The sequence below is a fragment of the Rhodococcus sp. T9N genome (genome assembly GCF_024436645.1).
GTDB classification, from domain to species: domain Bacteria; phylum Actinomycetota; class Actinomycetes; order Mycobacteriales; family Mycobacteriaceae; genus Rhodococcus_F; species Rhodococcus_F qingshengii.
This window is the reverse complement of sequence record NZ_JAMSKS010000006.1, coordinates 90,209-105,561: the sequence shown is the minus strand read 5'-3', so window position 1 is coordinate 105,561 and position 15,353 is coordinate 90,209. Positions and strand designations below refer to the sequence as shown.

General features: G+C 64.0%; 16 protein-coding genes. 3 read left to right on the top strand and 13 right to left on the bottom strand.

Going from position 1 to position 15,353, the window contains the following annotated elements; genetic code table 11:
- Positions 1 to 5: 5 nt before the first annotated feature.
- The 6 genes from hemB to M1L53_RS12705 form a co-directional block, all read right to left on the bottom strand.
- Positions 6 to 980 carry a porphobilinogen synthase gene (gene hemB, locus M1L53_RS12730; RefSeq protein ID WP_007735309.1) on the bottom strand — a complete coding sequence of 325 codons (975 nt, stop codon included), beginning with the start codon at positions 978 to 980 and terminating at the stop codon, positions 6 to 8.
- A gap of 75 nt (positions 981 to 1,055) precedes the next feature.
- Positions 1,056 to 2,618 (bottom strand): bifunctional uroporphyrinogen-III C-methyltransferase/uroporphyrinogen-III synthase, encoded by a 1,563-nt coding sequence (locus M1L53_RS12725; protein ID WP_003941969.1) that lies wholly within the window; start codon positions 2,616 to 2,618, stop codon positions 1,056 to 1,058.
- Positions 2,619 to 2,678: 60 nt separating this feature from the next.
- Positions 2,679 to 3,653, bottom strand: a complete 975-nt coding sequence (gene hemC, locus M1L53_RS12720) for a hydroxymethylbilane synthase (RefSeq protein ID WP_007735311.1) — start codon at positions 3,651 to 3,653, stop codon at positions 2,679 to 2,681.
- Positions 3,650 to 5,011: a glutamyl-tRNA reductase gene (locus M1L53_RS12715; RefSeq protein ID WP_003941867.1), complete on the bottom strand. Its 1,362-nt coding sequence runs from the start codon at positions 5,009 to 5,011 to the stop codon at positions 3,650 to 3,652. The genes hemC and M1L53_RS12715 overlap by 4 nt, the downstream gene beginning before the upstream one ends.
- A complete protein-coding gene (locus tag M1L53_RS12710) occupies positions 5,008 to 5,895 on the bottom strand; it encodes a redox-sensing transcriptional repressor Rex (RefSeq protein WP_042923244.1) in 888 nt (295 codons plus the stop codon). The genes M1L53_RS12715 and M1L53_RS12710 overlap by 4 nt, the downstream gene beginning before the upstream one ends.
- A gap of 140 nt (positions 5,896 to 6,035) precedes the next feature.
- A complete protein-coding gene (locus M1L53_RS12705) occupies positions 6,036 to 6,296 on the bottom strand; it encodes a glutaredoxin family protein (protein WP_003941953.1) in 261 nt (86 codons plus the stop codon).
- A gap of 200 nt (positions 6,297 to 6,496) precedes the next feature.
- Between M1L53_RS12705 and M1L53_RS12700 the strand changes: the two genes are divergently transcribed.
- Complete coding sequence (locus M1L53_RS12700; RefSeq protein ID WP_003941873.1) at positions 6,497 to 7,492, top strand: HAD family phosphatase; 996 nt, start codon at positions 6,497 to 6,499, stop codon at positions 7,490 to 7,492.
- 39 nt (positions 7,493 to 7,531) lie between these two features.
- On the opposite strand, the gene M1L53_RS12695 is transcribed toward M1L53_RS12700, so the two are convergent.
- From M1L53_RS12695 to M1L53_RS12665, 7 genes are all read right to left on the bottom strand, one after another.
- Positions 7,532 to 8,569 carry a lysophospholipid acyltransferase family protein gene (locus tag M1L53_RS12695; RefSeq protein ID WP_042923247.1) on the bottom strand — a complete coding sequence of 346 codons (1,038 nt, stop codon included), beginning with the start codon at positions 8,567 to 8,569 and terminating at the stop codon, positions 7,532 to 7,534.
- Positions 8,566 to 9,699 (bottom strand): NAD-dependent epimerase/dehydratase family protein, encoded by a 1,134-nt coding sequence (locus M1L53_RS12690; protein WP_007735316.1) that lies wholly within the window; start codon positions 9,697 to 9,699, stop codon positions 8,566 to 8,568. The genes M1L53_RS12695 and M1L53_RS12690 overlap by 4 nt, the downstream gene beginning before the upstream one ends.
- 217 nt (positions 9,700 to 9,916) lie before the next feature.
- Entirely contained in the window at positions 9,917 to 10,018 is a 102-nt protein-coding gene (locus M1L53_RS12685) for a 30S ribosomal protein bS22 (protein WP_003402602.1), read from the bottom strand.
- A 244-nt stretch (positions 10,019 to 10,262) separates the two neighbouring features.
- Positions 10,263 to 10,499 carry a helix-turn-helix domain-containing protein gene (locus M1L53_RS12680; protein ID WP_003941845.1) on the bottom strand — a complete coding sequence of 79 codons (237 nt, stop codon included), beginning with the start codon at positions 10,497 to 10,499 and terminating at the stop codon, positions 10,263 to 10,265.
- Positions 10,500 to 10,625: 126 nt separating this feature from the next.
- Positions 10,626 to 11,441 carry a pyrroline-5-carboxylate reductase gene (gene proC / locus M1L53_RS12675; RefSeq protein WP_003941923.1) on the bottom strand — a complete coding sequence of 272 codons (816 nt, stop codon included), beginning with the start codon at positions 11,439 to 11,441 and terminating at the stop codon, positions 10,626 to 10,628.
- A gap of 34 nt (positions 11,442 to 11,475) precedes the next feature.
- Entirely contained in the window at positions 11,476 to 12,321 is an 846-nt protein-coding gene (locus M1L53_RS12670) for a thioesterase family protein (protein WP_007735317.1), read from the bottom strand.
- Positions 12,318 to 12,956 carry a MerR family transcriptional regulator gene (locus M1L53_RS12665; RefSeq protein WP_007735320.1) on the bottom strand — a complete coding sequence of 213 codons (639 nt, stop codon included), beginning with the start codon at positions 12,954 to 12,956 and terminating at the stop codon, positions 12,318 to 12,320. The genes M1L53_RS12670 and M1L53_RS12665 overlap by 4 nt, the downstream gene beginning before the upstream one ends.
- A 150-nt stretch (positions 12,957 to 13,106) precedes the next feature.
- On the opposite strand from M1L53_RS12665, the gene M1L53_RS12660 reads away from it, so the two are divergent.
- Positions 13,107 to 13,730 carry a TetR/AcrR family transcriptional regulator gene (locus M1L53_RS12660; RefSeq protein WP_054187835.1) on the top strand — a complete coding sequence of 208 codons (624 nt, stop codon included), beginning with the start codon at positions 13,107 to 13,109 and terminating at the stop codon, positions 13,728 to 13,730.
- 155 nt (positions 13,731 to 13,885) lie between these two features.
- Positions 13,886 to 15,352, top strand: coding sequence for a wax ester/triacylglycerol synthase domain-containing protein (locus M1L53_RS12655; RefSeq protein WP_003941881.1), 1,467 nt, complete (start codon positions 13,886 to 13,888; stop codon positions 15,350 to 15,352).
- Position 15,353 lies beyond the last annotated feature (1 nt).

Sequence of the window (15,353 nt, the reverse complement as noted above, 5' to 3'; positions counted from 1 at the left end):
CTCCGTCACAGCCATCCGGCAACTTCCGACGCCCAGTACGTGAGGACCACGTCGGCACCGGCGCGGCGAATGCTGATGAGCGATTCGAGAATCGCCGCGTCCCGATCGATCCACCCGTTCTGCGCGGCCGCAGTGATCATCGAGTACTCCCCCGAGATCTGGTACGCAGCGACCGGAACCGGGGACCGGTCGGCGGTCTCACGCAGAATGTCCAGGTAGGACATTGCAGGCTTGACCATCACCATGTCGGCGCCCTCGGCGACGTCGAGGTCTACCTCGCGCATCGACTCGCGGCGATTGGCGCCGTCCTGCTGATACGTACGACGGTCGCCTTGCAGTGAGGATCCGACGGCTTCACGGAACGGCCCGTAGAACGCTGACGCATATTTCGCGGCATAGGCGAGCTGGCCGACATCGACATACCCCGAAGCATCGAGTGCACCACGGATCGCAGCCACCTGACCGTCCATCATGCCGCTGGGGCCGAGCAGGTGCGCACCCGATTCAGCTTGCGCGAGAGCCATTTCTACGTATCGGATCAAGGTCGCGTCGTTGTCGACAGCGCCGCCGGCAGTCAACACGCCGCAGTGGCCGTGATCGGTGAACTCGTCGAGGCAGGTATCGGCCATGATGACCGTCGAATCGCCGAGTTCGTCTGCCAGAGCGCGCAATCCGACGTTGAGGATGCCGTCGGGATCGGAGGCACCGGACCCCTGGGGATCCTTGTCCTCCGCCTTCGGGACACCGAACAGCATCAGGCCACCGACGCCGGCTTCCACCGCTTCCACCGCTGCGGACCGCAGCGAATCGAGGGTGTGCTGGAAAACGCCTGGCATGGAACTGATCTCACGCGGTGCGTCGATGCCGTCGGCGACGAACATCGGCAAAACGAGGTGCCGGGGTTCGAGCGAGGTCTCTGCCACGAGTCGCCGGAGCGCAGGAGTGCGCCGGAGCCGGCGAGGGCGATGAGTAGGAAACACGAGAAGTAGCCCTCCTTCGTCGGAACCTGTGAGCGGTTGAGGAGTCCACAGACTCCTCAACCCCTCACGGGTGCGCTAGCGCCTTCGAGACTTCTTGCGCGGGGGCGGCAAAGCACCTTCGGCGCGCAGACGAGCAGCATGCTCGGCGAGAGCCTCCACCAGCGGTCCCACCTGCGAGGTCTCGGGCTGCACGTCGACGCGCAGACCGAACTCGATAGCGGTTTCGGCCGTCTTCGGGCCGATGCACGCGACCAACGTGCGGGCGTGCGGCTTGCCGGCGATGCCGACGAGGTTGCGCACGGTCGAGGACGAGGTGAAGCAGACGGCGTCGAATCCACCGGTCTTGATCATCTCGCGGGTCTCGGCCGGCGGCGGCGCTGCCCGGACGGTGCGGTAGGCGGTGACGTCGTCGATCTCCCAACCGCGTTCGCGCAGGCCCTCTGCGAGGGTTTCGGTCGCAATGTCCGCCCGCGGCAACAGAACCCGGTTGACCGGATCGAAAACGTCGTCGTACGGGGCGAATTCGGCCAACAGGCCTTCGCTGGACTGCTCACCGGTCGGGATCAGCTCGGGGTTGATGCCGAACGAGCGCACCTTGGCTGCGGTTGCTTCACCGATGCAGGCGATCTTCACACCGGAGAAGGCGCGAGCGTCGAGGCCGAACTCTTCGAACTTCTCCCATACTGCGCGAACAGCATTGGTGGAAGTGAAGACGACCCACTGGTAGCGACCGTCGACGAGTCCCTTGACCGAACGCTCCATCTGAGCCGGGCTGCGAGGCGGCTCGACGGCGATGGTCGGAACCTCGATCGGGATCGCTCCGTGAGTGACCAGACGGTCGCTCATCTCGCCGGCCTGATCCTTGGTGCGCGGCACGAGGACGGTCCAGCCGTACAGAGCGCGCGATTCCCACCACGACATCTTGTTGCGCTGCGCGACAACCTTGCCGACGGTGACGATGAGCGAGCCCACCAGTTCGGATCCGGCTTCGTTGAGCGTCGCGAGAGTTGCCTCGACGGTTCGCTGCTGACGAGTGGTACCGCGGACGGTGATCGCAGCAGGCGTCTGCGGGGCCAAGCCGTTCTCGACCAGCGCGCTGGCGGTCTCGGCGAGATGTCCGGACGTCGCGTGCAGGACAAGCGGTCCCGGTGCAGCGGCCAGAGCAGCCCAGTCGACTTCACCGCGAACGTCGGCCTCGGTGTGACCCGAGCCGAGCGCCATGCCGGCGTAGCTCGGCACAGCCGAACCGGAAGGCAGACCCGGGAGAACCTCGAACTGAACCTGCGTACGGGCGACTGCGGTGACCTCTGCGATCACGGAATCCGTGGTCAGCGGGTCGCCGGAGACCAGACGCACGACGTCGTGGCCGTTCTTGGCCTCGTGCACCAATGTCTTTGCAACCTCGGCAGGCTCGCCGAGTGCCGGACGCACGTCCGCGATCAGCTCGCCGGTCTCCTCGTCGCGGCCCATGTCGATGCCGACGAGTGCGACGACGCCCTTGTCGACATCCGGATCGGTGAATGCCATTGCGGCGCCGGTGAGGACGTCACGTGCGCGAACGGTGAGCAGGGCGGGGTCGCCCGGTCCCGATCCCACGAACAGGATCCGTCCGGGAGTGTTCTTTCGGACTCGGGTCATCGGTGATTCTCCAGTGCGCTGTATCGAAATGGGAACTTGGTGCAAGTGCAAAGTGGGGCGTCAAACATCGGCTGCCTCGCCTGTAGTCACGTTCATCAACTCTCGGGCGCCGAGTTCGAGTAACTCGCGCGCTACCGCTCGGCCGAGTTCCTCGGCCTTGTCCGGCGCACCCACTGCGCCGGTACGGATGACGTCCGAACCGTCGATGGCGGCTGCGCAGCCGCGTACCGACAGTTCGTCGAAGATTCTGCCGTCGTCGTCGAGGGATTCGACGATCTCCGCGATCGCTCCCACCGGAGCGGTGCAGCCGGCTTCCAACTCGGCGAGCAGGGCGCGCTCGGCAGTAACTGCCGCCCGGGTACCCGCGTCGTCGTGCTCGGCTAGGATCGCCGCCAATTCCACATTGGCAGAAAGGCATTCGACGGCCAGAGCACCCTGCGCCGGAGCGGGGAGCATCTGCACGGGCTCGATGTTCTCGGTGATGAGATCGAGCAGACCGATACGAGACAGGCCGGCGCGAGCGAGGATCACGGCGTCGAGTTCACCGGATTCGACCTTGCCGAGACGGCGCTGCAGGTTGCCCCGCAACGGCACGATGTCGAGGCCGAGACCGAGTGCCTTCAGCTGCGAAACACGGCGCGGCGCCGAGGTTCCCACCTTGGAACCGGCCGGAAGCTCCCCGAGGACCAGACCGTCACGGGCGACCAGCGCGTCACGCGGATCTTCGCGTGGCGGAATCGCCGCGATGACGAAACGCGGGTCCTGCGCGGTCGGTAAGTCCTTGTAGGAATGCACCGCAACGTCGACGCGGTTGTCCAGCAAGGCTTCTCGAAGCTCTGCTGTGAACACTCCGACGCCGATCTTCTGGACGGGATCGGTGGACTGGTCGCCCTTGGTCTTGATGATGACCAACTCGGCGGGATGTCCGGCCGCAATGAGGGCATCGCGCACGGTACCGGCTTGCGTGGTCGCGAGAAGACTTCCGCGAGTGCCGATCCGCAGCGGGCTCCCCGATCGAGGGGTGGTGACGCTCATGCCTGCAGGTCCCTTCCAGTGCGGTCGCCGTCCACCAGATCGGTGGGTGTGGCCACGGCCGCGGGAGATCCGGGGCTGAGTTCGAAGAGTTCGCGCAGCGCTGCTGCGTAGGAGTCGCCGCCGGGGGCCGACGCCAGTTGCTTGACGCGCACGGTCGGGGCGTGGAGCAGCTTGTCCACGACGCGTCGCACGGTGCGTGCAACCTCGTCGCGCTGCGGATCGTCCAGGCCGGGCAGACGCGAATCGAGTCGCATCAGTTCGGCTTCGACGACGTCGGCGGCGCGCTGACGCAAAGCCGTCACGGTCGGAGTGACCTCCGCGAGGCGCTGTCCGGCAAGGTAGGTCGCAAGCTCGCCGGCGACGATGGTGCGTGCGGCATCTGCGTCAGAGGCGGCGGCGCCTGCCGCTGGATCACGCTGCAGCGTCTCCATGTCGAGAACGGTCACACCCGGCAGGCCGGCGACGGCGGGATCGATGTCGCGCGGCAGCCCGAGGTCGCAGATGACGAGGTGCTTGGTGTTGTCGCGATCGGGCTCGGCGAGTGCGCGGTGCACATCCGCCAGGGTGACCACTGCCCCGACCGCGCCGGTACAGGTGACCATGACATCTGCCTGCGCCATCGCGGCCGAAAGCTGATCGAAGGCAACACCGTCGGCGTCGACGCCGTTGGAGCGTGCCGTCTCTGCCAGGTGCTCGGCGCGTTCCTGTGTCCGGTTGACGACGACGATGCGTGCGATTCCGGCGCGGGTGAGATGCGCAACCGACAGACCGCCCATCGAGCCTGCACCGACAACCACGGCAGTGCGGCCGACCAGGCCGCCCTCACCGATGATGCCCGCTGCACGATCGAGAGCCACCGACACGACTGATGCTCCGGCGGAGTCGATTCCGGTTTCGGAATGCACTCGCTTGCCGACGCGCAGTGCCTGCTGAGCCAGTTCGTGGACGACGCGTCCGGCGGCCTGCTGCGCATCCGAAGATGCGTAGGCCGAACGGATCTGGCCGAGGATCTGCTGTTCGCCGATCACCATGGAATCGAGGCCGCTGGCCACCGCGAAGAGGTGCTCGACGGCTGCTTCGCTGTAGCGGACGTATGCGTGAGCGTGCAGCGCTGTCAGGTCGAGACCCGAATGGTCGGCCAGGATTTCACCGACCTCGGTGAGTGCACCGTGGAACGCGTCCACCACCGCGTAGACCTCCACCCGGTTACAGGTGGAGACGATCATCGCTTCGGAGATGTGCGAAGACGCCAGAAGCTTGTCGATCAGCTTCGGACGATCGGTGTCGGTGACAGCTACTCGCTCGAGCACCGGGACGGGCGCGGTTCGATGCGAGACCCCGACAAGCAGAACACTCACGGCGCGATCACTGATCCGTTTCTTGTCGAACCTGCTCCGACCGGAGCGGGTGAACTGGTGGATGGGACTGACGAAGCGGATGCGGCGTGAGCCACTCGTACTCGCGGCGCGCTGGATGCCTGATCGGCGTTGCGCGCACTGTTGAAGGAGAGAACCTGCATCTCGACGGCTAGATCTACACGTCGCAGTTCCACGTGATCGGGAACGTCGAGGGCGATCGGCGAAAAACTCATGATGCAGCGCAGCCCGGCGCTGACGAACTGGTCGCACACGCCCTGAGCTGCCTCGTCCGGTGTGGAGATGACGCCGATGGTCGCATTCAGTTCACGGCAGGCGACGGTCAGTTCCTCGGTGCTGCGCACGACGAGATCCCCGACTCTGCTTCCGATTCGATCTGCGTCACTGTCGAAGAGTCCGACCATCTCGAAACCGCGGCGGCTGAATCCGCCGTAGCCGACCAGTGCCTTGCCGAGGTTTCCGACTCCGACGAGAACGACCTTGTGCCCACGATCGAGTCCGAGTGCACGCTCGATGCGGATGCGGAGCCTGTTGACGTCGTACCCGACGCCGCGGACGCCGTTGGGTCCGAGGAACGACAGATCCTTACGCAACTTCGCTGATCCGACACCTGACGCCTGCGCGAGTTCCTCGCTCGAGACGATGGAGGTACCCCGGTCGGACATCACTCCGAGGACCCGCAGGTATGCGGCCAAGCGCGTCACCGTAGCCTGGGGGATGACGCGATCCTGAGCGATCGGGTCGGTAACCGAGGCGCTGGCAGCGTCGGTGACGGAAGAGCCCGCAGCGCCGGTGACGCGCTGAGCCACAGGCTCATGCGTCTGGTGCGGTTCGGTCACGTCGCTGGCTCCTCGTCCGGTCGACACGACTGTCGACCTCCACGATGCTCCGGGGGAATGTTCACACCACGGTAACCGCTTGTGAACCCATGCACAAAGTTGCTCGAGACGGGTTCGATGTGCCGTTCACCTGCAAAGCGGCTCCGCGGACAACTTTGAGGGTTGCCTTACTTGCGTAAATCGTCACGAAGGCGCTCCTCGTCGACTTCCCAGTAACCGTGCTCGCGTCCGTCGAGAAGAATGACGGGCAATCTGTCTCCGTACTCCGCTCTCAGCTCTGGATCCGTCGCGGCAGCTTCGTCCACGTCGATGCACGTCAATTCCAGCTCGAACTCGGAACAGACCCGTCGCAGGACCTCCGCCGCGCCGACGCAGGACGCGCATCCTGCGCGTGTCAACAGGGTCACTTCATGCGTAGCTGCAGTCATCGACGCATACCTTTCTTCTACGGGGACGCCATCTACTTGATCGGTCGAGTGTGCCTCCGGAGCCCCACTCGGTGCCAAATCGGCGGAGAGGAACGTCACACACCACAGGGAAGGTCACCATCCAACCCATCGGGCCTCATCGCGGAGGATAGGCTGACTCGAAGAGTTCTCTGCTCGAGAATGCAACACGGGAGGTGCGGGTGCCTGCGCGATCACTACCGAACGGCTCCGGATTCGGATCAGGGCTTGCCGGGGTCATTCTCCCCGGACGTCGCCATGTGAAGAATCCGCTGGGCCCGAGTGAGTCGGAAGTTCGAGCCAATCTCGCCGGCGAGGCGAGCGCTGACGCAGCTCTGGCATTGCACGAAGCTGCCAACCCCACAGAACCGGAAACCGGCGAAGAGCCCCCGGCCGTTCCGCGCGACCTCACGGCCGCCGCATTCTTCGACGTCGACAACACCATGGTGCAGGGTGCGTCGATCATCCACTTCGCCCGTGGTCTCGCTGCACGAAAGTATCTCAAGACCTCGGATCTGGTGGATTTCGCGTGGAAGCAGATCAAGTTCCGAGTCACCGGCCGAGAAAGTAGCGACGACGTCGCCGAAGGCCGCGAGAAAGCACTGTCCTTCGTGGCCGGTCGATCCACCGCCGAACTCGCCCGCCTCGGCGAGGAGATCTACGACGAGGTCATCGCCGACAAGATCTGGCCAGGCACGAGGGCGTTGGCCCAGATGCACCTCGACGCCGGACAACAGGTGTGGTTGGTGACGGCAACTCCGGTCGAACTGGCTCAGGTCATCGCCGAGAAACTGGGATTGACCGGCGCCTTGGGCACTGTCGCCGAGAGTGAGGACGGCGTCTTCACCGGCCGACTCGTCGGCGACATCCTGCACGGCATGGGCAAGGCGCACGCCGTACGGACGTTGGCGGTGCGTGAAGGACTCAATCTCAAGCGCTGTTCCGCCTACTCCGACAGCCACAACGACGTTCCGATGCTCTCGTTGGTGGGGACACCGGTGGCGATCAATCCCGACGCAGATCTTCGTGAACTCGCGAAGAACCGCGGGTGGGAAGTTCGCGATTTCCGCACCGGACGAAAGGCCGCCAAGATCGGCGTACCGACGGCGCTGGTGCTCGGAGCGGTCGGCGGGGCGCTCGCGGCAATTCTCGCCAGGCGCAAAGAACAGAACGTCTGAGCGGGTTCGGTCCGGATCGAGCAGCGATCCGGACCGAACTCAGCCAAGAAAGACGTTGCGACGCTTGGCCAACAGTCGATACAGCGTCTGCTGAATGGTTTCCCGGACGTGGTCCGTGACCTCGAACAGGACCATCGGATCGTCGGCGGCACCGCTCTCGAAGGTGTCGGTGACGATGGGCTTTCCGAACTCGATGTACCACTTCGACGGCAACGGAACCAGGCCGAGCGGCCCGAAGTGTGGAAACAGCGGTGTCACCGGGAAATACGGAAGACCGAGAACGCGTGCGAGTGTGGTGAGATCACCGATTTTGGGATAGATCTCCTCCGAACCCACGATCGAGCACGGAATGATCGGAACACCGGTTCGCATTGCGGCCGACACGAAGCCACCGCGCCCGAACCGCTGCAACTTGTACCGCTCACTGAACGGTTTCCCGATGCCCTTGAATCCTTCCGGGAACACGGCCGCGACTTCACCGTCGTTGAGCAGACGCTCGGCGTCGGGGTTGCAGGCCAACGTATGACCGGCTTTGCGCGCCAGTCCACCCACCACCGGCATCTCGAATGCCATGTCCGCAGCCAACATTCGCAGTGGACGATGCGCTGGATGGTGATCGTGCACGGCAACCGACGTCATCAGTCCGTCGATCGGGATCACACCGGCGTGGTTGGCGACCACAAGCGCTCCCCCGGTGAGGGGAATGTTCTCGATCCCACTGACCTCGACGCGAAACCACTTCTCGAACAACGGGCGCAACATCGGCATGACGACGTTGTCCGCGAAATGCGGGTCGAATCCGAACTCGTCGACCTCGTAGTCGCCCGACACCCGACGTCGGAAGAATTCTGCTGCCGAGGCGATCTGGTCGACGATCGCCGACCTGGCCGAATCGACGAACGTGCTCTCACCGCCGTGGTCGGCCGCCGAGGACACTCCGGACGGATGCCGACGTTCACTTTGTTCACGGATGTCACGCTCCGCACCGGTGACGGACTCACGCGAACGGGAAGTTGCCGACTTTCCGGTGTGAGTTGCGCTGGGCCGCAGGGGAATTACCTTCGCCACGTCAGTCACCCCTTCACCGCACTTCGTCCCGACAGCGGCATGTGCATCACGTCTGCACTTGTTGCCGCCGCGGCGGTGTCACCGCCGAGGATGGTGGTCAACGCATTCTCCGCCCGATCGATCCACTCGGACTTGATGATCCGGCGCGTCTGCATCGCACGCATGAAATCGTCGAGTGCTTGCATGGTGGTCCATCGCGGCTCGAACCCCAGCTCGCTGCGCATGCGAGTGGTGTCGAGTCCGCAGCCGAACCGGAAGTACTCGAGTTGCTCGTCGGTGTACAGCCTCATGGACGACCCCACCAACGCGCTCCCGACGCTGCGGAACAGAGCGAGCGGCATGGGAACTTCCACCCTGCCTGCCCGGCGGATCGCCTGCGACATCATGACCACTCCGTCGCCGGCGATGTTGTACGTACCCGAAGCGTGTCCGATGGTCGCCTTCTCCAGCGCCGCGAGGGCATCCTCGACGTGGAGCAATTGCAGGCGCGCGTTGCGCCCGACGATGGTGGGCACGAGTGGGGCGGTGACGTAGTGCCCGACGGTTGCAGTCAGCTGAGGTCCGATCAACGGCGCCAACCGCAGAATCCCGACCGAGATGTCCGGGCGCCGACGCCCCATTCCGCGGAGGTATCCCTCGATCTCGAGGCTGTCGCGGGCATATCCGCCCGGCGGCCGGCGGCGCGCACTCATTTCTTCGGTGAACTGAGCGGGATCCTTGGCACTGCACCCGTAGACGACCGAAGCCGAGCGCAGGATCACCTTGCGAACCGTCGGCGCTTTCTGGCAGACCGCGAACAGTTGCATGGCGCCGATGACGTTCATGTCCTTCATCGCGGCGCGGCTGCCGGCTTTGGGGGCTTTCTGAAGCGTCGACGCGTGCACGACGGTGTCGACCTCGGCGTTTCGGATCACTTTGCCGATCAGCGGATTGCGGATGTCTGCTCGCACGAATTCCGCGCGGCCCATTCTGCGCATCATGTCCTTGCTCGGACTGACGGCGTCGACGGCGATGACACGCTCGATCGACGGATTCTGCGCAAGCCTGGTCACCAGGTAGCCGCCGAGAAATCTGCTCGCCCCGGTCACCAGTACGACGCGAGGCGTCGTGCCCCCTGAAGTGTTGTCACCTTCAACCACCAAGTACCCCCATATCCAGTAGAAACGCGCTCTGCCGAAGCGTCCCTCCCGCGATTTTCCCCCACTTTACGGGCAGAGGGGGTCCCGCGCTGACTACCCAAATTTCGGCCATTCAAGACAAACCGCCCAGCCAATGAGACGTGGCACACATCGCTTCCCCCCGAATATGCTGATGCCCGCCACCCCGGAAGGGGTGGCGGGCATCAACAGGTACTGCTTATTTACCGAGTTTCCTGCGCTGTACTCGGGTACGACGAAGCAGCTTGCGGTGCTTCTTCTTCGACATGCGCTTGCGACGCTTCTTGATCACTGAACCCATAGCGGGTGTCCCTCACGTTCTTCTCTAGCGTTCCTGCGCACGCCGGTCACGTACGCCTGCGCCAAGCAATTGGCGCCTGGCCCTCGTTTTAACTAGCTCAGCGCCTTACGACACCAGCTTGCTGGTACGACAGTGACTCATCGTACCGGTGTGGAGTCACTCGGCATAAACCGAGCCTCCGGCACAGCAACCGCTGTGCCCGCGACTCGGCTCACGCCGAGGTCATCCTCTTCGAACCGGCTGGTCAGCCGGCATCGAAGTACGAGGTTTCGAGGTAATCGTGTACTGCCTTCGCATGTACACGGAACGAACGGCCCACTCGTACAGCAGGCAATTCGCCACTGTGTACCAACCGGTACACAGTCATTTTCGACACCCTCATCAAAGTTGCTACCTCAGCAACAGTGAGGAATTGCGTGCCGGCCACTGCCGGCTTTCCGTCGTGGGACGAACCCATGGACGGCTTGTTTGCAGACACCATTAATCCACATACCTCCAGCACGACTCGCGCCGCCGGCTTCCCCTCCGGCGGAACAGACACGTACGTACTAAGTCGAGCTTAGCTGTACTGGTGGGGTTAAAGCGACGGGTGTGGCTAAACGGACGACTAATCCGCAGCTGCACCCATCGCGGCCGAGCGCGACTTGGCGGCATCCAAGGCATCGAAGAACGCCGTCCGCAGGCCGCCCGCTTCGAGCTGACGCAGTGCCGCAGCCGTCGTTCCGCCCGGTGACGTCACCGCGGCGCGAAGATCCGTCGCGCTGTCGCCGGTGCGATCGAGCATCGCTGCGGAACCGACCATCGTCTGCACCACCAATTCGGTAGCGACCGGGCGCGTCAGGCCGAGACCGACTCCCGCGTCGATCATCGCTTCGGCGACCAGAAAGAAGTAGGCCGGGCCGGAACCGGAGACAGCCGTGACCGCGTCGATCTGCGATTCGGGAACCGTGACCACCTTGCCGACGCTGCCGAGGATGCCGCGTACGAGCTCGAGATGCTCGGCCTTGACGTGCCGTCCGGGCGAGAGCACGCTCACGCCCTCCCCGACCAACATGGGGGTGTTCGGCATGACGCGGATGACCGGGAACCCTGCGGGCAGACGCGTTTCGAAGAATCCCGTGGGGATTCCCGCCGCAAGGGAAACGATCAATTGTTCGAGGTCGCCGTCCAGATCGACCTTCGTCAACGCCGTGAGCGCTGACTCGACGTCGTTCGGCTTCACCGCGATGACGATGACGTCCGCACCCTCGGCGGCATCGGCGACCGTGCTGACGCGGATGGAGTATTCGGCGATCAATTCGTCTGCGCGAGGCTGATATTGCTCGGCGACGACCAGATCCTTGATGGCGTGGCCGGCCTGCAACAGCCCGGAGATCAGCGCCTCGCCGATCTTGCCGCCACCGATAATCGCAATTCTTGTCATGGCGAACAGCCTGCCACGACCGCAGCGATCGACCCTAGCGGGGCATCATCGCCAATTGACGACTCTGGACGACGACTGCGCCCGTCGAATCGAGAACAGCATGATCCTCTTCGAACCACGTGCTGCCCAGAACATCCGAGCTCGCCCGCACGCGAAGCCATCCCGGCGTCGGCAGTCGGCGCAGGTACGTCGTCAACTGCACGGTCGGCGCCCACCCGAACAGGCCGCGGTTCATCGTCACCGGCGCGCTGATGTCACCCGCCATGATCGCGAACAGCACAGCGGTGTCGAGGTCGTTTTCGTCCTCGGGTCGAGGACGGACCCACATCCTGACCTCGGCCTCGCCTTGGCTGCCGGTCAGGAAGTGCGCCGAGGTGGTGTCGATTCGCATGTCGCAACCCTGACCGACATGCACGACCTGCGCCATCGGGTGATCGCCGATGACTGCCACCGCACTCTCCGGCGGTTCCGGTGACATGTCGTCGATCGACGAGGCCGTGACGAAGGTGGGGTCGCCGTCATCGGGGAATCCGAGCGTGACCGCCGCGCGAACAGCGCTGCGGCCCGCCTGGCTCAACTCGACGTCTAATAACGCGACCTGGCGTCCCTGCTTTCGGACGATCACCTCCAGTTCGACTTCACCCGGATCTGGGGCCGACAGATAGTTGGCGCTCACTGCGAGTGGCTGCATCTTCAGAAGCGAGTCGTTCTCACCTGCGCCGTCTCGCAGACATTGACGCGCTGCAGCGGCGCACACAGCCATCATGGAGCCGCCGTGCACTTTCGGCCCGATGGTCCAGATCGAATCGATCGTTGCGGTGTATCGCCCGTCGCCGAGCGAGGTGAGGCGATTGAGATCTTGAAAGGGACTGGTGCTCATCGATTTTCCTGTTCGGTGCTTTCTCGGTGTTGCGGGAAATGTCGTGCGGCCAAATCTTGGTGCGCCAGGCGTCGCAAAGCTGTCAGGACGGGTTCGTACATGGCGGTTCCGAGGACCGCATAGCGAATGCCGTCCTCGGTCGAACTGGTAGGCATCAGCTCGATTTCCACTTCGGCAATCCCTCGGATGTGGTCGCCGTAGGCGCGCAGGCGCGCGTCCGAGAGACTCAGTCCGGCATCCTCGAGGCCGATCAGTGCCCGCTCGAGGTGCGCGACCGCCACGTACCTCGGCTCGAAGACCTGACCGAGAAACTCCAGAACCTTGCGAGCTCTGGGGAACTCTGGATCCGGTTCAGGTTCGACGTACGGGGGTAGTTGCGCGATTGCGCGGCCGAAAGTCTCGAATTCGGATCGCTCGTCACTGTCCACCAGTTCGAGCACCGCGCGAATCCGTGGAATCGCGAGTCCCGCCCCGGCCAGGGCCCTGATCAACGCGAGTCGCCGGACGTGCTGTTCGCCGTACCTTGCTCCCGTTGCGCTGGTCGGCTCACCAGGCATCAGCAGACCTTCACGGAGGTAGTACTTGATAGTGGCCAGTGCAACGCCGGACTGTGCGGCCAGTTCGGAAACCTTCACCGCTCCTCCGTCCAACTCGCTCGACCCATTACTGGATAGTGATGCTATCCAATGGTGGCCGAGCATCGGTAAGGAGGACACGCCTTGCGCTAGGGTTGAACCTTCTTTAGTCACACCACCAGAAATTTCCGAACGGAGCGAACAGGCGGAATGGCGGATTTGCAGTCGGAGGCTCAGCCCGACGAACAGTGGCGCATCGTGGAACCACTGACGCTGACTCCCCTGCTCACCGCCGCACTCGAGGTGTTCCACGAACTCGGTTACCACGGAGCGTCGGTTCGTGACATCGCAAAACGTGCCGGTGTCACCGTGCCGACGCTGTATTACCACCACGGCAACAAACAGGGCATCCTCGTCGCGCTGATGGAACCGGGCATCGAGAACGTCACCGCACGCGCGAGCGCTGCGGTCGACGCTGCCGGACCGTCGCCGACGGCACAGTTCGGCAATCTCGTCGAGGCGTGTGTTCTGCACATGACCAGTCGCTCCGACATAGCCTTCCTCGATTCCGAACTGCGATACCTCGAGGACGCGGAACGAAAGAGCTACGCCGCCAAGCGAAAGAAGCTCGAGAACCTACTCGTCGACGTACTGACGGCAGGCGTCGAGAGCGGTGAGTTCACGGTCCCGGACATCACCGGAACGGGCCGTGCGCTACTGGGAATGTGTCAGTCTGTCGTCCTCTGGTATCGACTCGACGGACCGCAGACTCCGCGCGAAGTCAGTGTTCTCTACCGCGAGATAGCCCTGAAAGCCGTCGGCGTCACTTCTTGAGCACTGAACTTCCCGGCATGTCCGATTAGCCCTTAACTGACGAACGTCACACCTGTCGGCTGACACCGAAACCGGGACGCGCCCACGGTCGCGGGTCCACACTTAGAAGCAGAGATGCGCGGGGTGGATCCGCAGACCGAGGGAGTTCTTGACGTATGGCCAACAGCAATCCATTTGTTCCTCCTAGCGCGGTCGACGTCGACCTTTCCGCGGTCGCCTGGGGGGCGAACCGCACGATGTCCGACTTCGAGACTGGAATGTGGCGGATGGAAGAGGCGCAGCCGCAACTGCGCTCACCGATCGTTGCGGTGGAGGTTCTCGATCGTGCCCCGGACTGGGATCGACTTCTCGACGCAGTCGAGTGGGCATCGCACGTGGTTCCGCGTATTCGTATGCGAGCAGTGGAACCGGCAATGCAGCTGGGCAATCCGGTGTGGTCCGTCGATCCCGAGTTCGACATCGGCTACCACCTACGACGCGTCCGCTTACCTGCACCGGCGGACTTCGATCACGCACTGCGCATGTGTCGTCACCTTGCGACGGAACCTTTCGACAAGGCTCGACCGCCGTGGAGCGCGCTGCTCATCGAAGGTCTCGACGACGGTCGCGCCGTGTTCGTGGTCAAGACTCACCACTCCATCACCGACGGCATGGGCGGCATCCAGATGATGACGCTCCTGCACAGCAGACGCCCGGACCCCACTCCGAACAAGCCCGACCGCACACCGCCTGCTCCTGAGCATCTGTCATCGGTGGGCGCCTTCGGCGAGGAGGTCGTCAGCGAGATCCGGCGTGCGCCCTCGCGTATCGCCAAGCTGGTCCGCGGTGCCACCAATGTTGCGACCACGGCGATCTCGAGTCCGATCACGACAGCTTCCGAGGTCCTCGGTTACGCCAATTCACTCCGCAAGATCGTCACTCCCCCAGCTCGTTCCGGTTCCCCTCTGCTCCACGATCGTGGTCTCGGACGGTGGTTCGGAACTCTCGAAGTGGGTGTTCCCGAGCTCAAGGCCGGAGCAAAAGCTGCCGGCGGCTCACTCAACGACGCGTACGTCGCCGCTTTGCTCGGCGGCTTCCATCGCTACCACGAAGCCTTCGGACAATCCGTCGAGAGCATCCCGATGGGTATGCCGATCAGCATGCGCACGGGCGCAGACGCCAACGGCGGCAACCGGTTTGCAGCCGTTCGCTTCAACGGCCCGGTCGCCGAAACGGATCCGGCCAAACGCATCAGGCAGGTGCGAGAGATCGTTCTGAGTCTGCGTGAGGAACCGGCGTTGGACGCTATCGACGTCGCCGCCCCGATCCTCGCTCGCCTGCCGAACTATCTACTCGCGAACTGGTATCTGTCCCAGTCGACAGGACTGGACCTGCAGGCGAGCAACGTCGCCGGCGTACCGGTACCGGTCTATCTCGCCGGAGCGAAGATCGAGCGGATGTTCCCGTTCGGCCCGGCGCCCGGTTGCGCGGCAATGGCGACACTGGTCTCCCACGTCGGGGTGTGCTGTATCGGAATCAATCTCGACACCGCTGCGATCACAAAACCCGCGCTGCTGATGCAGTGTTTGCAGGAGAGCCTGGACGAGATCGTCGCTCTCGGCGTCACAACGGAAGGTGCGTGAG